Annotated in this window: 22 protein-coding genes and 1 rRNA gene; 3 read left to right on the forward strand and 20 right to left on the reverse strand. The window is 48.8% G+C overall.

Annotated elements, in window-relative coordinates; translation table 11 throughout:
• Positions 1-223: 223 nt before the first annotated feature.
• The 12 genes from ACO6VE_RS21345 to ACO6VE_RS21400 all read right to left on the reverse strand — a co-directional run bounded on the left by ACO6VE_RS21345 (position 224) and on the right by ACO6VE_RS21400 (position 11,839).
• A complete protein-coding gene (locus ACO6VE_RS21345; RefSeq protein WP_422444562.1) occupies positions 224-1,456 on the reverse strand; it encodes an NAD(P)/FAD-dependent oxidoreductase in 1,233 nt (410 codons plus the stop codon).
• A 230-nt stretch (positions 1,457-1,686) separates the two neighbouring features.
• Positions 1,687-2,673, reverse strand: coding sequence for an archaetidylserine decarboxylase (gene asd / locus ACO6VE_RS21350; RefSeq protein WP_422444560.1), 987 nt, complete (start codon positions 2,671-2,673; stop codon positions 1,687-1,689).
• A gap of 288 nt (positions 2,674-2,961) precedes the next feature.
• Positions 2,962-3,387 carry a F0F1 ATP synthase subunit epsilon gene (locus ACO6VE_RS21355; protein ID WP_163369859.1) on the reverse strand — a complete coding sequence of 142 codons (426 nt, stop codon included), beginning with the start codon at positions 3,385-3,387 and terminating at the stop codon, positions 2,962-2,964.
• A 75-nt stretch (positions 3,388-3,462) separates the two neighbouring features.
• Positions 3,463-4,839 (reverse strand): F0F1 ATP synthase subunit beta, encoded by a 1,377-nt coding sequence (gene atpD, locus ACO6VE_RS21360; protein WP_101747441.1) that lies wholly within the window; start codon positions 4,837-4,839, stop codon positions 3,463-3,465.
• A 40-nt stretch (positions 4,840-4,879) separates the two neighbouring features.
• Positions 4,880-5,740 carry a F0F1 ATP synthase subunit gamma gene (atpG, locus tag ACO6VE_RS21365; protein WP_269676721.1) on the reverse strand — a complete coding sequence of 287 codons (861 nt, stop codon included), beginning with the start codon at positions 5,738-5,740 and terminating at the stop codon, positions 4,880-4,882.
• 99 nt (positions 5,741-5,839) lie between these two features.
• Positions 5,840-7,384, reverse strand: coding sequence for a F0F1 ATP synthase subunit alpha (gene atpA, locus ACO6VE_RS21370; protein WP_209276722.1), 1,545 nt, complete (start codon positions 7,382-7,384; stop codon positions 5,840-5,842).
• Between the two features lie 186 nt (positions 7,385-7,570).
• Entirely contained in the window at positions 7,571-8,113 is a 543-nt protein-coding gene (locus ACO6VE_RS21375; RefSeq protein ID WP_422463336.1) for a F0F1 ATP synthase subunit delta, read from the reverse strand.
• 11 nt (positions 8,114-8,124) lie between these two features.
• Positions 8,125-8,595 carry a F0F1 ATP synthase subunit B gene (locus ACO6VE_RS21380; RefSeq protein WP_209203523.1) on the reverse strand — a complete coding sequence of 157 codons (471 nt, stop codon included), beginning with the start codon at positions 8,593-8,595 and terminating at the stop codon, positions 8,125-8,127.
• A gap of 125 nt (positions 8,596-8,720) precedes the next feature.
• Complete coding sequence (atpE, locus tag ACO6VE_RS21385) at positions 8,721-8,972, reverse strand: F0F1 ATP synthase subunit C (RefSeq protein WP_020581950.1); 252 nt, start codon at positions 8,970-8,972, stop codon at positions 8,721-8,723.
• A 111-nt stretch (positions 8,973-9,083) separates the two neighbouring features.
• Complete coding sequence (gene atpB, locus ACO6VE_RS21390; RefSeq protein ID WP_422444556.1) at positions 9,084-9,965, reverse strand: F0F1 ATP synthase subunit A; 882 nt, start codon at positions 9,963-9,965, stop codon at positions 9,084-9,086.
• A gap of 146 nt (positions 9,966-10,111) precedes the next feature.
• Positions 10,112-10,597 (reverse strand): ATP synthase subunit I, encoded by a 486-nt coding sequence (locus ACO6VE_RS21395; protein WP_422463330.1) that lies wholly within the window; start codon positions 10,595-10,597, stop codon positions 10,112-10,114.
• A gap of 339 nt (positions 10,598-10,936) precedes the next feature.
• Positions 10,937-11,839, reverse strand: coding sequence for a LysR substrate-binding domain-containing protein (locus ACO6VE_RS21400; RefSeq protein ID WP_422444552.1), 903 nt, complete (start codon positions 11,837-11,839; stop codon positions 10,937-10,939).
• Between the two features lie 862 nt (positions 11,840-12,701).
• Between ACO6VE_RS21400 and ACO6VE_RS21405 the strand changes: the two genes are divergently transcribed.
• Positions 12,702-13,355, forward strand: a complete 654-nt coding sequence (locus ACO6VE_RS21405) for an outer membrane beta-barrel protein (RefSeq protein WP_422444550.1) — start codon at positions 12,702-12,704, stop codon at positions 13,353-13,355.
• A gap of 50 nt (positions 13,356-13,405) precedes the next feature.
• On the opposite strand, the gene ACO6VE_RS21410 is transcribed toward ACO6VE_RS21405, so the two are convergent.
• From ACO6VE_RS21410 to ACO6VE_RS21425, 4 genes are all read right to left on the reverse strand, one after another.
• On the reverse strand, positions 13,406-14,578 hold the full coding sequence (locus ACO6VE_RS21410) for a glutathionylspermidine synthase family protein (protein WP_422444548.1): 1,173 nt from the start codon (positions 14,576-14,578) through the stop codon (positions 13,406-13,408).
• Entirely contained in the window at positions 14,578-15,114 is a 537-nt protein-coding gene (locus ACO6VE_RS21415; RefSeq protein ID WP_422444546.1) for a DUF1190 domain-containing protein, read from the reverse strand. The genes ACO6VE_RS21410 and ACO6VE_RS21415 overlap by 1 nt, the downstream gene beginning before the upstream one ends.
• Before the next feature lie 19 nt (positions 15,115-15,133).
• Complete coding sequence (locus tag ACO6VE_RS21420) at positions 15,134-15,544, reverse strand: DUF350 domain-containing protein (protein ID WP_101747451.1); 411 nt, start codon at positions 15,542-15,544, stop codon at positions 15,134-15,136.
• Positions 15,545-15,624: 80 nt separating this feature from the next.
• Complete coding sequence (locus ACO6VE_RS21425) at positions 15,625-16,284, reverse strand: DUF2491 family protein (protein ID WP_422444544.1); 660 nt, start codon at positions 16,282-16,284, stop codon at positions 15,625-15,627.
• A 94-nt stretch (positions 16,285-16,378) separates the two neighbouring features.
• Between ACO6VE_RS21425 and ACO6VE_RS21430 the strand changes: the two genes are divergently transcribed.
• The gene (locus ACO6VE_RS21430) at positions 16,379-17,011 is read left to right on the forward strand and encodes a LysE family translocator (protein WP_422444542.1); all 633 of its coding nucleotides are present in this window, start codon (positions 16,379-16,381) and stop codon (positions 17,009-17,011) included.
• On the opposite strand, the gene ACO6VE_RS21435 is transcribed toward ACO6VE_RS21430, so the two are convergent.
• The 3 genes from ACO6VE_RS21435 to ACO6VE_RS21445 form a co-directional block, all read right to left on the reverse strand.
• A complete protein-coding gene (locus ACO6VE_RS21435) occupies positions 17,012-17,701 on the reverse strand; it encodes a PspA/IM30 family protein (protein ID WP_269672200.1) in 690 nt (229 codons plus the stop codon).
• A 30-nt stretch (positions 17,702-17,731) separates the two neighbouring features.
• The gene (locus tag ACO6VE_RS21440; RefSeq protein WP_422463332.1) at positions 17,732-18,415 is read right to left on the reverse strand and encodes a YjfI family protein; all 684 of its coding nucleotides are present in this window, start codon (positions 18,413-18,415) and stop codon (positions 17,732-17,734) included.
• 98 nt (positions 18,416-18,513) lie between these two features.
• Positions 18,514-19,917: a TrkH family potassium uptake protein gene (locus ACO6VE_RS21445; protein WP_422463334.1), complete on the reverse strand. Its 1,404-nt coding sequence runs from the start codon at positions 19,915-19,917 to the stop codon at positions 18,514-18,516.
• A 613-nt stretch (positions 19,918-20,530) separates the two neighbouring features.
• On the opposite strand from ACO6VE_RS21445, the gene ACO6VE_RS21450 reads away from it, so the two are divergent.
• Positions 20,531-20,746 carry a hypothetical protein gene (locus ACO6VE_RS21450; protein WP_422444536.1) on the forward strand — a complete coding sequence of 72 codons (216 nt, stop codon included), beginning with the start codon at positions 20,531-20,533 and terminating at the stop codon, positions 20,744-20,746.
• Positions 20,747-20,908: 162 nt separating this feature from the next.
• Here ACO6VE_RS21450 and rrf read toward each other — a convergent pair.
• Positions 20,909-20,989, reverse strand: a 5S ribosomal RNA gene (gene rrf, locus ACO6VE_RS21455); the annotation flags it as partial.

The following is a 20,989-nucleotide window of genomic DNA, read 5'->3' on the forward strand; positions in this document are numbered from 1 at the left end:
GAAGCCCTGCCAGAACCCAACGGCGAGATGGGTGTTTTTCTGTTTCCAGGGAATAAATGTCTTAACGGTCAATAATCAGGAGGAACATGTGATCGGTTTGAAGGAAAGACAATGGACGATCATGCAGATTTTGGGCAATTTTTACGAGTCGGTGTATTCCTGATAGGGGTGGTGAAAGGCAGATATATTGTTTACGTGCACGATTTATTAGGATTATACAAATTTATACGTACAGCCCGGCACAATATCCCGAAGCCCAGGCCCACTGGAAGTTGAACCCGCCGAGGTGGCCGGTGACATCCAGTACTTCACCCACAAAATAAAGCCCTGGCTGGTTCTGGCTTTCGAAGGTTTTTGATGAAATATTGTTGGTAGCTACGCCGCCCAGAGTGACTTCGGCTTTTTTATAACCTTCGGTGCCCGCTGGCATAAATACCCAGGATTCCAGGTTTTCGGCCAGGCGTTGCAGCTCAGTTGCAGAAAACTGGTTCATGGGTTTACGACCACTGTCTGTCAATTTTTGCAGCTCTCCATAAGTGCATAGAGCGGTTGTCAGACGTTTGGTTAATTTATCTGAGAGTACTGAGCGAATTTCAGCCCTGGGTTTTGCTTCTCTGAGTTCATTCAACCAGTCCTCTATGGCGATACCCGGTAGCCAGTTGATGGAAACTTTATCGCCAGGCCGCCAGTAGGAGGAGATCTGCAATATGGCAGGCCCACTCAGCCCTCGGTGGGTAAAGAGGACATTCTCCCGAAAGCTCTGGCCATTGCAGCTGGCGATGACATCGGCACTCACACCGGATAACTCAATAAAGTGGGCCAGCCACTGTTTGTCCATGGTGAATGGCACCAGGCCTGGCACCCTTTCAATTAAATGATGACCGAACTGCTCGGCCAGTTCATAGCCAAGACCGGAAGCGCCCATGGTGGGGAATGACAAGCCACCGGTGGCCACCACTAACGATGTGCAGCGGATTTCTCCCAATGTCGTATCCAGCGTAAAGCCTTCTTCATCATCCAATGGTTTAACGTGATGTAATGCTGTCTTCAGGCGAGTGGCGACACCGGACTTTCTGCACTCTTCCACCAGCATCTCTACGATATCGCTGGATTGCTGGTTGCAGAACAGCTGCCCCAGGGTTTTCTCATGCCAGGGAATCTGGTGCTTATCCACCAGCGCCTGAAAATCCCACTGGGTGTAGCGGGCCAGTGCCGATTTACAGAAATGGGGATTTTGGGAGAGGTAGTTTGCCGGTTCAGCGTACATATTGGTGTAGTTGCAGCGGCCACCGCCGGAAATCAGAATTTTCTTGCCAATCTTATTGGCATGGTCGATGACCAGCACCTTTCGGCCGCGATCACCTGCCGTCAGTGCACACATCAACCCGGAAGCCCCCGCTCCAATAATAACGGCATCGTATTGCATGGATGGTAATAAGGGTTGATTTACTGGCATAGAGGTCTTGCATCTGATAATGGAAGGCGCGAACTATAGCGAATATAAGAAGAAGGTTCCAGAATCCGATTTTTTTGGCACAGAGTGCACATTCATCAAAACAAACAGCCATTTATGCATGGGAATACATCAGGGCTTTTTTTCCGGAAGCGGCTTCGGTCTCATTCAGGTGTATCATAGCGAAACCTCCTGACCAGTGACTGAGGATGATGTTTACCAGTTTTCTATGCTTATTTAAGAGAGCCTATTGCCTCTCCCATTTTAATTTTCTTACCTGTGATTAAACTCTCTTGCCAATCAACCTTATCTTTTCCAAAAAGACATATCACGGTTGAGCCAATACGAAACGCCCCCAGATCATCTCCAATACGAAAGGGTAAATCATTAAAACTCTTTTCATGAATGTGCGCACGCTTCCCACCTTTTCTATGAGGCTCAATTATCCCATTCTCCCAAACGGTTTCAATACTGGATACATTAATTGCCCCTACCATAATCATTGCCATAGGGCCCTGGGCTGTATCAAAAATACAAACTAACCGCTCATTCTTGACGAACAAATTATCAATATTTTTTGCCGATTTGGGACTGACGGAATATAGCTTACCCGGAATATGGATCGTCTTTTTCAGTTTGCCGGATATGGGCATGTGAAAACGGTGATAATCACCGGGTGATAAATAGATATTGGCAAAACTCCCCCCTTGGAAAGCATCAGAAAGCTCCTGATCTCCACCTAATAAATCTTTGATATTGTATGTATGCCCTTTGGCCTGGATAAGTTCTCCTGAATCTATTTTCCCGGCCTGGCTAATTGTTCCATCAACAGGTGAGGCAACTTCTGTCATTGAAGCAATGGGTCGTGCATCTTTTTCCAACTTTCTAGTAAAAAAGTCATTGAAACATTCAAAATCTTCAGCTCGCTTTTTAGTAGCCTCTTGAAGATTAATGTTATGCATCCAGATAAATTTGCGGATTAACCAGTTTTTTATAACCTTTGTTTTGCATTCAGCTAATTTTCCAAACAGGTTGGAGAAAGTTTTGTGTGGTAACTTCATCTGAAGCTTAATCGTCAGTTTTTCAAAAGAGTTTGCTGCCATTTTTCTTACTTTCAATCCTGCCCATTTTTTCTTTCTGCCTTTTGTCTTATGAGCATCTTCAGGACTAAAAGTAACTTGCCGAGCGGTTTTTTCAGGTATGATAGCTGATGAGTTCATAATTAATTCTTCCTTGATTTATTGAGTACTTCAACAAATTAATCAGGTTGATGTGAAGTAATTATCCACTATTGAGTTATTACTCAAATGCTTGGTATAGGTTTGCCCATAAGAAGTGTCTTGATACGATAAGGTAAGCTCACTAAATACTATTTACTATTAAACTTTAGTCTCCATAAAGTAGCGTTATTTGTTAACTCAATGATTAATAAGATAAAAATCAAGATATGATTTCATCATAAAAAAACCCTGCAAAAGCAGGGCTCTTTGACAGCACAAGAACTGAACTTATTTGCCCAGTTTCTTGCGAACCGCCTGAAGGGTTCTGAGCTGGGCAGCCGCTTCAGCCAGTTGGGTGGCTGCCCTGGAGTAGTCGAATTCGCCACTTTGGTGTTCCAGGGCTTTTTCTGCCTGACGCTTGGCTTCTTCAGCCGCCGCTTCATTCATGTCGTCGGCTCGCAGTGCCGTATCCGCCAGGATCTTGACCTGGTTTGGCTGGACTTCCAGGAAGCCACCGGACACGTAGAAAACCTCTTCTTCACCATTTTGGGTAATGAGTCGGATCGGTCCGGGTCTCAGTTCGGTCAGCAGCGGAGTATGCCCGGGGGTAATGCCCAGGTCTCCCATAGAGCCGGTAGCAATCAACATCTCTACCTGACCTTTGAAGATCTCCTGCTCGGCACTAACGATGTCACAATCTACGGTTGATGCCATTGGGTCCTATCTCCTCAGAATTGCCCACTGCCCGCCTCCCGTAGGAACATGCGTCTTTTCGGGCAGCGGTCTTATTTACATAGACTTGGCTTTTTCAACCGCTTCGTCAATGGAACCGACCATATAGAAAGCCTGTTCTGGCAGCGCATCAAACTCACCTTCCAGGATACCCTTGAAGGCACGAATGGTGTCTTTCAATGGCACATATTTACCCGGAGAGCCGGTGAACACTTCTGCTACGAAGAATGGCTGAGACAGGAATCGCTCAATCTTACGGGCGCGGGATACGGTCTGCTTGTCTTCTTCTGACAGTTCATCCATACCCAGAATGGCAATGATGTCTTTCAGCTCTTTATAACGCTGCAGTACTGTCTGCACACCACGGGCGACGTCGTAGTGCTCCTGACCAATGACCAGAGGGTCCAGCTGACGGGAGGTGGAGTCCAGTGGGTCGATGGCCGGGTAGATACCCTTGGAAGCGATATCACGGCTCAGTACGACGGTGGCATCCAGGTGGGAGAATGTCGTAGCAGGGGATGGGTCAGTCAAGTCATCCGCCGGTACGTATACCGCCTGAATAGAAGTGATGGAACCGGTCTTGGTGGAGGTAATACGTTCCTGCAGTACGCCCATCTCTTCCGCCAGGGTTGGCTGGTAACCTACCGCAGACGGCATACGGCCCAGCAGTGCCGATACTTCGGTGCCCGCCAGGGTGTAACGGTAGATGTTATCAATGAACAGCAGTACGTCACGGCCTTCATCACGGAATTTTTCCGCCATGGTCAGACCGGTCAGGGCGACACGCAGACGGTTTCCGGGTGGCTCGTTCATCTGGCCGTACACCAGCGATACTTTGTCGATAACGTTGGAGTCGGTCATTTCATGGTAGAAGTCGTTACCTTCCCGGGTACGCTCACCGACACCGGCAAATACCGAGTAACCGGAGTGCTCGATGGCGATGTTGCGGATCAGCTCCATCATGTTGACGGTTTTACCCACACCGGCACCACCGAACAGACCCACCTTACCACCTTTGGCAAATGGGCAAACCAGGTCGATGACCTTGATCCCGGTTTCCAGCAGCTCGTTGGTGGCTGCCTGATCCGCGTAACTGGGTGCCTTACGGTGAATGGCCGCTCTCTCTTCTTCACCGATAGGGCCTTTTTCATCAATAGGATTACCCAGGACGTCCATGATACGTCCCAGGGTTTTGGTACCCACTGGCACCTGAATCGGTGCTCCCGTGTTGGCAACGTTCAAACCACGGGCAACCCCTTCGGTAGAGCCCATGGCAATGGAACGAACGACACCGTCACCCAGCTGCTGCTGAACTTCCAGTACCAGATCCTTGCCATCAACATTCAGTGCGTCATACACTTTGGGCACGCTGTCCCGTGGGAATTCGACGTCGATGACGGCACCGATAATTTGTACGATACGACCGCTACTCATAGTCTTTCCTCACCCCTTAATCTTTTAAACGGCCACGCTTTTAAACAGCCGCAGCACCGCTGACAATTTCAGACAATTCCTGTGTGATCGCAGCCTGACGGGCCTTGTTGTAGACCAACTGCAGGTCATCAATCAGGTTTCCGGCGTTATCGGTGGCACTCTTCATGGCCACCATTCGAGCCGCCTGTTCACAGGCATTATTTTCAACCACCGCCTGGAACACCTGAGACTCGATATAACGTACCAGCAGACCATCCAGCAGCTCTTTGGCATCAGGCTCATACAGGTAGTCCCAGGGTCTCTTCAGGGACGCGTCATCATCCGGTACCAATGGCAGCAGTTGCTGCACTTGCGGCGTTTGGGTCATGGTGTTGACGAAGTCGTTGTGCACCACAAACAGACGGTCAATTTGCCCCTCGTCGTAACGGTCCAGCATCACTTTGACCCCGCCAATCAGGTCGGCAATGTTGGGTGAGTCCCCAATATGCGCCATGGCTGCCACGACGTTACCACCATAGCTGCGGAAAAAGGCGGCAGCCTTGCTGCCAATCAGACAGAGGTCGATGCCGACACCCTGATCAGTCCACGCCTTCATGCTTTCTACGGTCTTCTTGAACAGGTTAATGTTCAAGCCACCGCAGAGACCACGATCAGTAGAGACGATAATGAAGCCAACACGTTTGACCTCACGCTCAACCATAAAGCTGTGCTCGTACTCTGCATTCGCGTTGGCGATGTGTCCTACCACCTGACGAATACGCTCAGCATAGGGGCGGCTGGTTTCCATCCGCTCCTGGGCCTTACGCATCTTGCTGGCAGCCACCATTTCCATGGCGCTGGTAATTTTCTGTGTGCTTTTAATGGACGATATCTGCGTCCGTATCTCTTTTGCCCCGGCCATAATCAGTTTCCAGTTGTCAGTGATCAGTGGTCAGTTATGGGTGGCCAGTTGCCAGTGAGGCTGTTCACTGCCCACTGACAACTGCCCACTGACAACTGATCACCATGTCTGGGTGGCCTTGAACTTCTCAATGACTTCTTTAAGGCCTGCTTCAATCTCGCCGTTGTAGTCCCCGGACTCATTGATGGTCGCCATCAGCGCACTGTGCTCGGCGTTGGCATAGCTGATCAGGGCGGCTTCAAAGTCACCAATCTTGTTCAGGGCCACATCTGCCAGGAACCCTTTCTCAGCGGCAAAGATAACCAGTCCCATTTCCGCTACCGACATGGGGGCGTACTGGGTCTGTTTCATCAGCTCAGTAACCCGCTGACCATGCTCCAGCTGCTTACGGGTGGCTTCATCCAGGTCAGAAGCAAACTGGGCAAACGCCTGCAGTTCACGGTACTGGGCCAGTGCCAGACGGATACCACCGCCGAGCTTCTTGATGATCTTGGTCTGGGCAGCACCACCTACCCGCGATACCGAGACACCGGCGTTCATCGCAGGGCGGATACCGGCGTTGAACAGGTCGGTTTCCAGGAAGATCTGACCGTCGGTGATGGAGATAACGTTGGTGGGTACGAAGGCCGATACGTCACCGGCCTGGGTTTCGATGATGGGCAGAGCGGTCAGGGAACCGGTCTTGCCTTTCACTTCACCGTTGGTGAACTTCTCAACGTAATCCGCGTTCACCCGTGCCGCACGCTCCAGCAGACGGGAGTGCAGGTAGAAGACATCACCAGGATAAGCTTCACGGCCCGGTGGACGACGGAGCAGCAGGGAGATCTGACGATAAGCCCAAGCCTGTTTGGTCAGGTCATCGTAGACGATCAGGGCATCTTCACCACGGTCACGGAAGTATTCCCCCATGGAGCAGCCGGCAAACGGTGCCAGGAACTGCATGGCCGCCGGATCAGCCGCACCGGCTGCCACCACAATGGTGTGGTCCATGGCACCGTGCTCTTCCAGCTTGCGCACCACGTTGGCAATGGTGGACTGCTTCTGACCCACAGCAACATAGACACACTTAACGCCTGTGCCTTTCTGGTTGATGATGGCATCAATAGCCAGCGCGGTTTTACCAGTCTGACGGTCGCCGATGATCAGCTCACGCTGGCCACGGCCGATGGGCACCATGGAGTCAACGGCCTTGTAGCCGGTCTGCACCGGCTCATCCACCGACTGACGGGCAATAACGCCGGGTGCTACTTTTTCCAGGGGAGAGGTTTGCCCGGTTTGCAAGGCACCTTTACCATCAATGGGGTTACCCAGGGCATCAACCACACGCCCGAGCAGTTCATTGCCCACGGGTACTTCAAGAATTCGACCGGTGCACTGAACGGTCTGGCCTTCAGCCAGATCGCCGTAGTCACCCAGGACCACTGCACCGACAGAGTCACGCTCAAGGTTCAGTGCCATACCGTAGACATTGCCCGGGAACTTGATCATCTCCCCGTACATGGCATCCGCCAGACCATGAATACGTACAATACCGTCAGTTACGCTGACAATCGTGCCCTCATTCTGGGCTTCACTGGACACATCAAGCTGCTCGATTCTGCTCTTGATGATGTCACTGATCTCGGAAGGATTCAGTTGCTGCATAGCTTACCTGCCCCACTTAACCACAAACGTACAGTTTTATTGATTCTCAACCCGATGGCTTATTCCGCCCTGGGCACTATTGCTGTTGGCACCTGACAGAAGCCTGAGTGAAAAACTGCACCTTTGGGCTCATGAGCGCCGCGGCCTCCTACTCTCTATTGTTGAGCTCAAGGCTGTATTGATTACTCAGGAAATCATCGCATCGGCGAGCTTGCCCAGCCGGGCACGGAGACTGCCATCAATGACCAGGTCACCCGCTTTGACGATAACGCCACCTAAAATGCTACTGTCGATCTCTGTCACCAGTTGAACAGAACGTCCAAGTCTGGCCGCCATTTTTTCTGCCAGTTTATCTTGCTGCTCCTGACTCAGGGGATACGCTGACGTCACCTGCACCTGCTGGGAACGTTCTTCTTCCGCTCTCAACCGGGCATACAGGACAGCAATTTCAGGCAGCAGTTGCAGACGACGATGTTCTGACAACACCCGAAGATAATTCTCAAACGGCTGATCCAGTGAACCGTCGCCCTGACACAGTCCGATAATGGTTTCTGCCTGTTGCGCACCACTCAATTGCGGATTACCCAGCAGCTCAACCACTTTCTGATAAGCAGTCACACTGGCACAGAGCGACAGCATGTCAGACCATTCGCTCAAACGTGATGCATCACGGGCATATTCAAATGCCGCTTTGGCGTAGGGACGGGCACAGGTTGTTAATTCCATGATCTCCAGCCCTCTTAAAGTTCAGCCGCCAGATCATCAACCAGCTTGCTGTTCGCTGCCTCGTCCAGACGTTCACCCAGAATTCGTTCAGCACCGGCAATAGCGAGGCTTGCCACCTGCGTACGCAGTGCTTCACGAGCCCGGTTAGCGTCCTGCTCAATTTCAGCAGCAGCAGCGGCCTTCAGGCGGTCACCTTCAGCACGGGCCTGTTCTTTGGCTTCATCGACAATCTGGTTTGCGCGCTTGTTGGCTGACTCAATGATGCCCTGGGCTTCAGCTCTTGCTTCTTTCAGCAGTTCAGCAACCTTGTCATTGGCCTGAGCCAGGTCTTTTTCTGCCTTGTCAGCAGCAGCCAGACCATCGGCTATTTTTTGCTGTCGGTCACTCAGCGCTTTGGTCAGAGGTGGCCACACATATTTCATGCAGAACCACACAAAGAACATAAAAGCGATGGATTGGCCGATCAGAGTTGCATTTAAATTCACGCCAACACCTCTTTTAGTTAATGTCGTTGGCTCCTTTCAGAGCCTGGCCTTTTCTCAACGCAGGTCGGCTCCCGGGGGAACCGACCTGCGTGGCTTGGCACCTGGTCGGGCATTAACGTCTTTGCTTAGAGCAGTCCAACGAACGGGTTAGCAAAGGTGAAGAACAGGGCAATACCAACGGCAATCATTGGGATCGCATCCAGCAGACCCGCAACGATGAACATTTTGGTTTGCAGCATAGGTGCAGTTTCCGGCTGACGGGCAACCCCTTCCAGGAATTTGCCGCCCAGCAGGGCAAAGCCAATACCCGTTGCCAGCGCCGCTACACCCAGCATGATGGCAACACTGATTACTGTCAGACCAACTACCAGTTCCATATTTCCTCCCGACTTTTCAGGTCGTGTGTTGTGAGATTCAGTGGTTAGTTAAAGTTAATTTATCCAGTGGGCAGAGCTCCTGACAGGATACGCTGCCCGTTTACCTTTCACTCAGTGATCTTCATGAACGCTGCTCAGATAAACGATGGTCAGAGTCATGAAGATGTAAGCCTGAAGGGTAATAACCAGAATGTGCAGAACAGCCCAGCCAAAATGCAGTGGCAGCTGTGCCCAGCCAATCATGGCAATCAGGATAAATATCAGTTCACCGGCATACATATTGCCGAACAGTCGCAGCCCCAGGGAAACGGGTTTGGCTAACAGGGACACCGTTTCCAGCAGCAGGTTGACAGGAATCAGAATAACCTTCGCCAGCGGATTCTTGCTGGAGAATGGGTGCAGCGCCAGATCAGAAAACAGGCCAGACACACCTTTCACCTTGATCCAGAAGAAGAGCATCAGGAAGAAGACACTGATCGACATGGACATGGTGATGTTCGGGTCTGTCGATGGCACGATCTTCATGTAGGGAATGCCTGCCAGTGTTGCCAGACCGGGAATCCAGTCCACAGGAATCAGGTCCATCAGGTTCATGAAGAAGATCCAGACAAAAATGGTCAGGGCCAGGGGGGCAATCAGTGGGTTTTTGCCATGGAAGGATTCGCGAACGCTGGTGTCCACAAATTCGACAATGGATTCAATGGCATTTTGCAGCTTACCGGGAACACCGGCAGTCGCATTTTTGGCCACAAAGCGGAACAGGAGAACAAACACAAAGCCGAGGAATACCGACCAGAGCATGCTGTCTACATGAATTGCCCAGAACCCCATTTCTTTGGCTTCAGCGGGGGTCAGGGCAAAAGTCCAGGTTGGCTCGGTCAGAACCCCCTGAGGATGCCCATAAGCATCAATTCGCTGATAACCAGCAGGCAGCTGACCATACGTCAAATTCTGCAAGTGGTGCTGTATGTATTCAGTAGCAGTATTTGCCATGGCTAATCCTGTTAATCATCCATTACATTGTCAATATCAAAGCTGCCAGGAGCCTGATCTGAAATCAGACAAAGCCGTAAGCAGCTTTTCCACTTAAACACTTTTCAGCAATCAACCGCCATGGGCGGGGCGTTGTCTACCAACCATTACTTGACTGGCTTTTGCCGACGAACCACCAGCAATGGAGCAAACCAGCTGACTGCCTGAACCATGATAAACGTTCCAAACAGTGCCAGGGGTTCCAGCGGTTTAACCAGGGTAAACACCAGAATAAAACCCGCTGTGGTCAGTACCAGTTTGCCAGCTTCTCCACGGTAAAATGAGCTGACAATCAGTTTTGCCGAGCGTGCGCCGCGATAGCGGAACGCTCGCCATACAAAATACGCATTAGGCAGTGAGCAACAGAGTCCTCCCAGAAACGAAGACAATGTAAAAGTGATTCCCAGAGGAAGCAGTGCCAGGGCCAGCACCGCAGATACCGCCAACTGGACGACAATAACACGATACACTGGTGGCTGTTGGAGCCACATGTATTGACGATGATCAGAACGACCGGACTTGCGGCTGGCAAATCCAGACCAGTCATCACGACCCATTGCTATCTGCTGCTTCCAGGCTTTTGCTTCTGACATACTTCCGTTAACTACTGCTCAGTTATCTTTCCCCGCTTTCATCAGGAAAAGGGGGAGCAAAAGATTATTGCATGCACACCGTGTAAAATTTTGTTGGATTATGTCATCACCTGTTATTTGATTGATGATTTCTGACATCCCAGCGGCCGCAGTATATGGGTAATAGTACCTATATTCAACCGAAACCATACCTGCCAATTAATATTTCACAAAGTCATAAAACATAGAATTCGGTAGAACAGCCGGTCAGCACGCGCCGTATAAGGGAAAGGGGAATATGCCCTGACATTTAGCCGGTAAAAGCAGCGTCTGAGAAATCAAATGCCCTGTGTATAAAAATCAAACGTTTTCAAAGGGCTTGCTTGCAAGGATGAATTGGCACAGCTGAGTAAAAACTGCACTTTTGTACTTTCTCTTATGGGTCAATAGATAAAAATGACGCTTCAGGTTCAGCCCTGTCACCCCAATCGTTGCCATATGCCCGGTATCCAGAGTGGACTTTGCCGCCAGACTTGAAATACAGGCGATACCAACACCGTCACTGACCGCCTGTTTCACCGCTTCTGAACGGTTCAGCACCATGGCAACCTTAGGCGACGGCAGCTGAGTAGCAATCATCTCATCAAACAGTTCCCGCGTACCCGAGCCCGGTTCTCTTAATACCCACAGCTCATTGGCCAGTGAAGAGAGTGGAATATTGCCCTTATTGGCCAATGGATGATCCGGGCTGCAAATAACCACCAGCTCATCTTCCAGCCATGTGGTTACCTCGATATCCGGATGCAGGCAGACACCCTCGACGACCGCAAGATCTGTCTTGAAATCCAGCAGCTGCTGCTCAATGACGCGGGTATTATCAATTTCCAGATCAATTCTGATACCTGGATAACTTTCCCGGAATCGGGCAAGCATTTTGGGCAACAGGTTATTGCCTATGGTGGAGCTGGCATTCAAAACCAGAGAACCCGACTCATAGGATCCATCCCCGGCAAACTGGTTTTCCAGCTCCTTTGCGCGATCAATCAATTCGGATGCCTTTGGCAACAGGGCACGACCGGAATCATTCATCTTCAGACCTGCGCCCTGATTACGGTCAAACAGTGTCCCCAGGTGCTTTTCCAGTTCCGATAACGCCATGCTGGCCGCCGGTTGGGAAATATGCAAACTCTCAGCAGCACCAGTCACCCTTCCGTACTGAGCCACCGCCCGAAATATTTCCAACTGACGAAGCGTAATATGCATTTAATGTACAGCCTATCCATCAACAGAATCAAGGCATAAGAATACTTGATAGGCTCACAAAGTATTATTGATTTTTATAATAATTTCACCGACATATACTGAAATTATCGTTATCCCATCACTGAATTTATTCAGTTAATTCGAGTTGTATCATGAAGAACAGTGGTATCAGCGGCTGGGTTGAGCTGAAGAAACAGACCCCCTATTTTGAAACGATAGTAACTTGCAGACGCATTCTCAGAAAGACAACGCCGTGGAATGATATGGCACTCTTCTTTAAAGAAGCTGACAAGCATATTAAATAGAGCTCAATTGATATCCAGGCAAAGTTATGAATATCAGCCACTTTTCTGTGGCTTTTTTGTCATCATCACAACAAAACGCATAATGCATCAAGCTAGAACAACCGCTATCAATGTTAATCTGATAATTCTAAAAAAACATTAAAAACAAATATTATTGAACAACAATAAAGTTACATAACTGTTTTAGTGACATATTTTAATATTCAAAATATATTCAAGACATCTACCTTAGCAATCAAATTCAAAAGAAAAATTTTACCTGTTTCTTAATTTACACTCCCCGTGTTTATGCTTTAGAACCAACCACCCTTAATAAAAATTGTTCTTTAGTACACCAAATGAAAATGGCAGAAACCAAATTTGTGTTCTATATAAACTCACTGATTAATAACGAAACGCTGTTTTTAATATTTACTCTGAGTTCAAACTTTAAGGTGTCCTATCTTATTTACTCAGAAATTAAACTATTTTAGCAACGCTTCCTTATTTCGAGCCTGATCTATTGCACATAGATAAGGCTTGTAATTTCTTGTACACACATTTGATATGGAATAACCATGAAAAAGATAACGTCACTATTAACCGCGCTTGCGGTTTCTGCAGTTTCTTCATTTGCCCTGGCTACCGGGTGGGATGATGGCTGGTCGGAGAATGATATTTTTGTTGGCCTTGAAGGAGGCTATGCCAAGACCAAAGTGAAGCTTGACGGTTCCGGCACATCGGTTGATGACAGTGACAATACTGGCTTTTTCGGGCTTCGCCTTGGCGGCTTTATGGATGACGAGGCCAGAGTCTATTTCACTGCTGGTTATCTTAAGCCGAAAGACGCTCAATGGGGCTCTAACGGTGTCGATTTTAAAGTTCACGACATTAAGCAGCTTAACCTTCTGGTTTCTGCCGATTATCTATTTATGCCTGAATGGGATGTTCAGCCGTTTGTTGGTTTAACCCTTGGTGCCACAGAAACAAAAGCCAGTGGTTCCTTTACTACTCCCGACGACAAGACAGTTGAAGACAGTTTTAAAAAGAAATGGGGTTTTGCCTACGGAGCCCAGGCAGGTGTAATTTATCAGATTGACAATATCGATCTGGAAGCTGGCGTAAAATACCTGACCAACGGCATTTCTAACCATTTCCAGGGGCTTGAGGATACCAAACTGAAAGTAAACGACTCTTGCCAAGCTTACGTTGCCGCATCCATCCACTTTTAAATGACTCACCAAAGGCCCTGCTCCGTTATGAAGTCAGGGTCTTTTTTTAACTACTCCCTGATCACATGCGGCACAAACCTTGAGCTGTCCCTGGTTATCACCGAGTTATCTTCCCTTATACCAATGCCTGCCGGACGATCAGCAATAACCCAGCTGCCGATCAGCGTGTGGTTTCCGGCAAATACCGGCAGAGGCTGATATTTCTGTAGAACATAGCCACTATCGACATAGGGCCCATCAACGGTCACCGTCGTCTTACCATTGTCCATCACCGCGATGTTTGCACCTTCTCTGGAAAAAACCGGTTTCTTAACGTAATGACTTCCCAGGTCATCTCCCGGTTTTTCATCCTCGAAATAGCAGGGTAAAAGATTAGGGTGTCCTTTGAATTCCTGCCACAGAAGGGGAAGGATTGCCTTATTTGACAGAATGGCCTTCCACGGAGGTTCAAAAAATAATGTATCGCTGCCCGGAAGGTAACTCCCGAACGCTTCTTCAAACATAAACTCCCAAGGGTAGAGTTTAAACATTCCGGGAATGGTTCTATCTTCCAGGTCGGTAAACTGGCCCTCCGGACTGATACCGATGTCCTCAGTGTAAATAAACTGTGTACCAAGTCCTGCCTGAACAGCACAGTCACGGAAGTATTCAACCGTTCCATAGTCTTCTTCGGAGTCTTGACTGCAAGAGAAGTAAAGTGGCTCACCGGCCATCTTCTGCTTTTTCAGTAACACCAGTGCTTCAATCAGCATTTCCTGAATGATATTGAACTGATCGATCTCTGGCGGAAGCTTCTTCTCTTCCACCATCTGCTCCAGCCAGAGCCATTGAAAAAAAGCAGACTCATATAATGACGTAGGCGTGTCTGCGTTATATTCATAGAACTTTGCAGGTGATTGACCATCGTAGGAGAAATCCATTCGTCCATACAGATGGGAATCCCTTCTCAACCAGGACTCACGCACATAGTCCCAGAAAAATCGGGGAATTCGCAGACGCTCCATCAGTTGTTCTGAATTCACAGCTTTATCCACAAGGTGCAGGCACATCTGGTGGATCTCTGCGGTAGGATCTTCAATATCCTGCTCGACCTGCTTTATAGTGAACTGATAATAAGCAGTCTCATCCCAATAGGCTTCCCCACCAATGGTGTGGAACTTAAACCCAAGGGACTCCGCCAGTCTGGTCCAATCTTTTCTTGGCGCAGAGGTAATACGCAGCATTATCCCCCCCAGCTTCCTCTTGCGGCAGAACGGCTGCCAAAACCACCACGCTTCATAGTAGTACTTTTTATTGAAGGCTTGGTCAAAGAAGGCTTGGCCGTTGCTTTTTTATCAACGATGACCTTTCCCTGCTGATAACTGCTGCCAACCCTATCGTAGTTACCCGTCCGGAAAAAACCGCCGCTCCCAAGATAGAGAGGAATAACCGTAAAAGAGCTTCTGCTCGAGCCAGGCTCTGCGGCAAGCATAAAGCCTTCCATGGTTGGAATATACTCTCCGGAAGCCAGTTGCTGGCATGTCGTGCCGAAGTCCTGCTGGCAGTCTGAGGCGGCATTATATTTGGGTGCCATCATTAAATGGTTCTGCCAGGCCTTGTTGTGTTCATACCGGCAAACTGAATCGGATATCACGCCATCACTGATGCAACTGGCTACGTCTTTATAAACCAGCGCTTCTCTGGCGGAATCTGTGCAGCCACTGAGCACAAACGGAGCGGTTCCCATAATGGCAAGCTGCAACTTCTTTGAACGCTTCATTATTCCCTTAACTCCGGTACTAATAGGTCAAACAGGCAGCGTTCAATAAACCGGCTGCGATTGATACTCCCCCCAGCCAGATACCAGAAGCCAGCTTATTGTCTGCAATATGCTCTGAGATTTGCGGAATAAACAGTCTTAGTCCAAAAAATGTAGCCAACTGAACAATCAGGGCAACACCGCCCCAGAGCGCCATATCCACCAGGTCAATCGAGTTTTCAATGACACTGGCCAGGGGCAGAACAAAGCCGATTAAACTGCCAGCAAAAGCAATGGCAGCAGCCGGCACATCCGCCCTGATCAATTTCATCTCTTCATGGGGAGTACACCAAGTGTAAACCAGGACATAAATCCCCGTTAATACCAGCGCAACGGCAAAATAGGCAAGAAAAAGAGGAACTCCGGCTAAATAGTCGGTAATGGCGATCATATTGTTACATCCTGAACATTATTGGAACTGACTGACAAGGATACCCTTGCCAGACCGGAAATTCATTCATGCCGTATTGGTCAAGTGATCGTCATGGCTGAAAGATCAAGATCAAACCCTAAACTTACGACAGCTGTTGCTTCATCCTCACCACTGAACTCAAGGGACGCCAGAAGATACTCATAACGCTCACTGCCACTGATTTGTCGCTGATAGAGCATGGCCAGATGGTCTACATCATAAGCCGTTACCGACTCATCACGACTGTGAACCGTTTCCGTGAAATTGACCGGTTCAATCCGACCGGGAACCGCCTCATCCCAGACCCGGCGGTAATCTGTTTCATTCAGCTCAAAGTGCTTATCACCAATCAAACCGGAGTCACTGACCCAAAGGCTCGCACCGCTCTCACTGGCAATATTATGGGTTTGTGCAAAGACAAAGAATTTTATGTCATCAATGTTCTGCGTTTCATAACCGCCACTGGTTGATATCTGAATAAAGCCATCATCCGACGTATAAAAGCGGCACAGCGAAGCACCGGCCCCTAAATCAATGAAGCCTGCTGCCTCAATCGTCTGAATCCCTTCTGGCAAGGTGAATCCCAACTGCTCACGGATCATCTGGAAAGGTAACAAATCCAATTCAACCGCAGTTCCCAACCGCAAATTAAGCGGCGATGGTAAAACAACACTCTTGCTTTCGTCTTCTTTCTTACGCTTAAACCAGTCAAAGATCATAAAAACAAACCACCCTTTGAAACGCTTGATAGAGAAATCGGGACTATACTCTTAAACCCCTGACAGATGGCTACGAATAGAAAGAGAACGTGTTATGTCTGAGTCATCACTGGCGCTATTTCTGATAGCGACCCTGATCCTTTCCCTGGCTCCGGGTCCGGATTTACTGTATATCACCACCCGTGGGCTTTCCCAGGGAGCCATGGCTGGATTCATTTCTGCACTGGGTGTGCATACCGGTGTGCTTATCCATACTATCATTGCATCTCTCGGGCTATCTGCCCTGATAGCCTCATCCACCATGGGCTTTTCGCTGATTAAATATGCCGGGGCGGCTTATCTCTGTTACCTGGGAATCGGAACGCTCTTTTTTTCGAAAGGTGAGCATAGCAATGAACAGTGTATTTCCAACGCCGCCCTGAAAAAGATTTTTTATCAGGGTGTGATTACAGATGTGCTGAATCCGAAAGTCATTCTTTTTTTTCTGGCTTTTTTTCCACAATTCATTGATCCGTCGAGCCCCTCGGCTCACATTGATATCTTAATGCTTGGCCTGACGTTTGTGCTGGTAGCCTTTCCGATTGATGCAGCTGTTGGGCTGTTTGCTGGCAGTGTTGGCAAACAAATACTCCACTGCAAGCAACGCATGCAGTGGGGCAAATGGATGACTGGCTCAGCGTTCATTCTTCTCGGCATCGGGACCGCGTTTACCTCACCCCCATCATGACTAACCCTGACGAGCCTTCAGACGTTCCAATACGCTGGAGGCATCAGCATCACCCTTGGTGATACCCGCCGCCTTGAGTTTGGCCTGCAGATCATTCTCAGCAGTATCACCGGAAAGTTCACTGGCCGCTTCCATCTGGGCAGCCCTCTCTGCCTGCCGTTGTTTGATTCGTTCCAGAGAATCCGTTGCCGTCGCCATTTTTGAGTTAACACCGCTGTGTTTGGCGGCACAGGCAGCCTGTGCTTTTTGTACGGACTCTGTCGCTTTAACCGTATCAACCTGCTGCTTGAGACGACGAAGGTTGGCTTCTGCATCCGTAATGGCCTTTTTCAGGCTGACGATGCTGCCCGCAAAGCTCTTTTCCATTTCCAGTTCTGAATGAAGCTGCGCCTCATACTCGGCAATCTTGCTGGCAACGTCTGTGGCCAGCGATTCATCGCCCTGATCCAGGGCTTTTATGGCGTAGCCTTCATATTCAGCCACTTTTTCCTTCAGCTCGGCACACTTTTGTGAGGAGAGTTTTTGCTTGGCCATGATGCCAGCCAACTGAGTCTTGGACTGCTGCAGCTGATCACTCGCCTCACGAATTTCCTGATCCAGAATACGCAAAGCATTGCTGTCTGCAATCGCTTCACCGACTTCGTTGGTCGCCCCTTTCAGGGCCGTCATCACTTTACTCCAAATGCTCATGGTATTTACCTGTTTTAATGCTTGATGGTATTAAGCCACTGACTCAGAAGTCAGGTGATTCCCATAGGCTTCTGTCGCCTTGATGGCATTGGCTGCCAGTGTTTCTATTTCCTGCACGATATTCTGCAGTGAAGACGATGAACTCAGTGCACCAAAAATGGTGTAGTACTCATTGCCATCCGGAAAGCGATCCAGACTGATCGTCGACAGCGGAAATAATTTGTGAGTACGCAAAACCTCATCATTTAACGCAACCGGGTCCTTGACCAGTGAAAAAGGCCAGAGCACCGCATCGGCAATGATCTGCTCCCCGGAAACCGTCAGGTAGATAGGCAGATCACCAAACTCAACCATACTGATTTCCAGACAGGGCTCAGTCCCATCCACCAGATTCAACACCGCATTACCACTGGTACTCAGTGGGTCATTAGCCAACGCTTCGTATAAGCTTTGAATCGTCCAAACACTTGATGACTGGGTCATGATGGTAGGTCCTGGTGGTTGATAGGAATCGATTTGCCGTAGTTGCTGCTCAATGTCCCGCAGCAGGCTGGCGTTTTCTGGCATAATCCAGATTTCTTTTTTTACCAGCCCCTGCTCTCTCATCCTGGAGCGAAACTGTCGCTGATAATGTGCAGCGTTTTTCCGCAAGGCCATGAATGAACTCTCTGTATTAGTGGATTGCCTGACCAGTTCAGTGATCAGGCAATCCATTACATGTAACAAATATTACATGTAATATAAAGGTCGTATTGTTTTTTTCAACTGCCTGCTATGTAAACTTTTTATCACGCTTGCGAAAAGATAGCGTCTTATCGTCGCCAATACGCCGACGTAAACATCACCAGAACGGTAATGACCTCCAATCGTCCCATCAGCATGCCCGCTGCCAATACCCACTTGGCCATATCAGGCAGTGGTGCAAAGTTACCGGAAGGACCAATAATGTCTCCAAGCCCCGGCCCAACGTTGGCAATGGCTGTGACCGCTCCTGTCAGGCTGGTAATAAAGTCCAGCCCCATCAAACTGAGTAGCAGTGTGATGATGCCTGTCAGCATCAGAAAGAAAAAAGTAAACCCGACAAATGAGCGAATAATATCAGAGGTCAGTGGCTGACCATTGTATTTCATGCTGAAGCAGGCCCGGGGGTGGCTCAACAGCTTCAGCTGCACATTAAGCAGCCTCAGCCCCAGCTGAAAGCGAAAGATCTTTACACCGCCAGTGGTAGAGCCTGAGCAACCGCCAATAAAACTCAGGAAGAAAAACGAAGCTCCGGCAAAGCCTCCCCACATTGAGTAGTCGGTAAGGGCAAAGCCAGTGGTACTTATGACAGATGTCGTATTGAAGGCAACCAGATTCAGTGCAGCAAAAACGCCGTAGTCAGAGTTCAGCACTAACCAGGCTGTCATGGTGACCCAGAGAATCCCAATCAGCTTAAGAAAGCCCCGAACCTGACAATCTTTCCATAACGGCTCGGCATTACCCGACAGAAATCTTACTAACAGAACAAAGGGAAGACTGCCCAGCAACATAAAAATGATGCCAGCCCAGTGGATGACAGGGGTGTCAAAATGTGCCATTGATGCATCGGAGGTGGAGAAACCACCGGTTGAGAGCGTTGCCATTGCGTGGTTGATGGCTTCAAAAGCCGTCATTCCTCCCATGTAATAGGCCATGGCACACAATGCGCTCAACCCCAGGTATATCTGAACGATCCGCTTGGCAATCACACCGGATCGGGGCATTACTTTTTCCGACCAGTCGGAAGACTCACTCTGAAACAGACGCATACCACCCACCTTAAGAAAAGGCAGAACCGCAACCGCCATGACAATAAAGCCAATCCCCCCCAACCATTGAAGGACTGAGCGCCACATCAAAATACCCGGATTCATATTATCCAGACCGACCAGCACCGTAGAGCCCGTGGTGGTAATGCCTGACATGGTTTCAAAGAATGCATCAGTAAAGCTGATTTCTGTTTCAAAAATAAAAGGCAGCGCACCAAACACACAGACCAATATCCAGCTTGAGTTGGTCAGCAGGAAAACCTCCCTGGACCGGAATCCAAAGACTTCTGTTTTGCACGACCAGCATAAGATACCACCCACGACAAACGTCAGCAGTGGCGACAGTGTGAAAGCCAGGTAGTGAGCAGGCGTATTAAAAAAAATATTGGTAAACAGCGGGATGCACATCAGTGCCGCCAGCGTCATCAATAAAAGTCCAATGACGTATAGTACAGGTTTGTAATGCATGGTCTTAAAGAAACTTGAGAGCTTTTGCGTTTTGTTCTCGAAAAATAATGATCTGGCTCATCAGGCCTATGGTCTGAAACTTTTTTTGGTTCAGCAGGTCTGAATGACGGGAAAACAGCCAACGGCCAATTATCAGAAAACATTATTATCAGTATGCGCAGGTGTGTCTGTAAAAGCTTACACCTAGCCATTCTGTATATTCCCATACCAATCCATGAGCTAGGAGGCTGTCCGAGAATAGACTGCCCTACTGCGGTGGCAGCAAATTGGTCTAAAAGGTCGGAAATTTTTAGCAAATAGAACCACTATTCACTAAAAATTTCCGACTTTTTATCCTCAATTTTCTGCCATCCTCGCTACGGGCGCTATTCTCGGACAGCCTCCTAGATGATGGGGGAGAAGTCATTGTATCAACCGTCTTAACACAACGGCTGACTATGAAAAACTGAGGTAAATCACCACAGAGGTTGAATAGTTATGGGTACAGACATACATGCATACGCTGAGTTCAGAAATAATTTTGGGCAATGGGAAGAAATCCCGGACTATAAACCTTTAAGCGATCGCGATTATGGTGTTTTTTCATTTGTTGCCGGTGTTCGTTTCAGAAACGACTTCCTATAACTATGACAAGCCCTTGCGAGACAGAAACATTGAAGCGGCTCATGTTCCAGAAGAGTTCGTTACTCATACTGTCAGAGAGGCTCTGGGTGAAGGTTATTTTCAGGACCTGGCCCAACTACAAAAGAGTAAAGCAGAGCGCATCGTCTTTTGGTTTGATTCATGACCCTGCAGATCTGCAAGCCCATGGGAACAGTAGTATCTGAACTCTTACCCTACTCCTTCGTGACTAAACAACAACCTGACTGCATACTTGCCAACAAAAAAATCCCGATAAATTGCTTTATCGGGATTTTCAGCCTTGAGCGTACTCAAGGTAAATAATGGTGCCTGGCGATGACCTACTCTCACATGGGGAGACCCCACACTACCATCGGCGATCGGTCATTTCACTGCTGAGTTCGGGATG

This window comes from Endozoicomonas sp. ALB115, assembly GCF_049310245.1.
Taxonomy (GTDB): Bacteria; Pseudomonadota; Gammaproteobacteria; order Pseudomonadales; family Endozoicomonadaceae; genus Endozoicomonas.

Bases quoted from the DNA above. Each gene is read 5' to 3' on its own strand.
- ACO6VE_RS21345 (WP_422444562.1), bottom strand. From the start codon at position 1,456: ATGCCAGTAAATCAACCCTTATTACCATCCATGCAATACGATGCCGTT.
- asd (WP_422444560.1), bottom strand. From the start codon at position 2,673: ATGAACTCATCAGCTATCATACCTGAAAAAACCGCTCGGCAAGTTACT.
- ACO6VE_RS21355 (WP_163369859.1), bottom strand. From the start codon at position 3,387: ATGGCATCAACCGTAGATTGTGACATCGTTAGTGCCGAGCAGGAGATC.
- atpD (WP_101747441.1), bottom strand. From the start codon at position 4,839: ATGAGTAGCGGTCGTATCGTACAAATTATCGGTGCCGTCATCGACGTC.
- atpG (WP_269676721.1), bottom strand. From the start codon at position 5,740: ATGGCCGGGGCAAAAGAGATACGGACGCAGATATCGTCCATTAAAAGC.
- atpA (WP_209276722.1), bottom strand. From the start codon at position 7,384: ATGCAGCAACTGAATCCTTCCGAGATCAGTGACATCATCAAGAGCAGA.
- atpE (WP_020581950.1), bottom strand. From the start codon at position 8,972: ATGGAACTGGTAGTTGGTCTGACAGTAATCAGTGTTGCCATCATGCTG.
- atpB (WP_422444556.1), bottom strand. From the start codon at position 9,965: ATGGCAAATACTGCTACTGAATACATACAGCACCACTTGCAGAATTTG.
- ACO6VE_RS21395 (WP_422463330.1), bottom strand. From the start codon at position 10,597: ATGTCAGAAGCAAAAGCCTGGAAGCAGCAGATAGCAATGGGTCGTGAT.
- ACO6VE_RS21400 (WP_422444552.1), bottom strand. From the start codon at position 11,839: ATGCATATTACGCTTCGTCAGTTGGAAATATTTCGGGCGGTGGCTCAG.
- ACO6VE_RS21405 (WP_422444550.1), top strand. From the start codon at position 12,702: ATGAAAAAGATAACGTCACTATTAACCGCGCTTGCGGTTTCTGCAGTT.
- ACO6VE_RS21410 (WP_422444548.1), bottom strand. From the start codon at position 14,578: ATGCTGCGTATTACCTCTGCGCCAAGAAAAGATTGGACCAGACTGGCG.
- ACO6VE_RS21415 (WP_422444546.1), bottom strand. From the start codon at position 15,114: ATGAAGCGTTCAAAGAAGTTGCAGCTTGCCATTATGGGAACCGCTCCG.
- ACO6VE_RS21420 (WP_101747451.1), bottom strand. From the start codon at position 15,544: ATGATCGCCATTACCGACTATTTAGCCGGAGTTCCTCTTTTTCTTGCC.
- ACO6VE_RS21425 (WP_422444544.1), bottom strand. From the start codon at position 16,284: ATGATCTTTGACTGGTTTAAGCGTAAGAAAGAAGACGAAAGCAAGAGT.
- ACO6VE_RS21430 (WP_422444542.1), top strand. From the start codon at position 16,379: ATGTCTGAGTCATCACTGGCGCTATTTCTGATAGCGACCCTGATCCTT.
- ACO6VE_RS21435 (WP_269672200.1), bottom strand. From the start codon at position 17,701: ATGAGCATTTGGAGTAAAGTGATGACGGCCCTGAAAGGGGCGACCAAC.
- ACO6VE_RS21440 (WP_422463332.1), bottom strand. From the start codon at position 18,415: ATGGATTGCCTGATCACTGAACTGGTCAGGCAATCCACTAATACAGAG.
- ACO6VE_RS21445 (WP_422463334.1), bottom strand. From the start codon at position 19,917: ATGACGCTGGCGGCACTGATGTGCATCCCGCTGTTTACCAATATTTTT.
- ACO6VE_RS21450 (WP_422444536.1), top strand. From the start codon at position 20,531: ATGGTGTTTTTTCATTTGTTGCCGGTGTTCGTTTCAGAAACGACTTCC.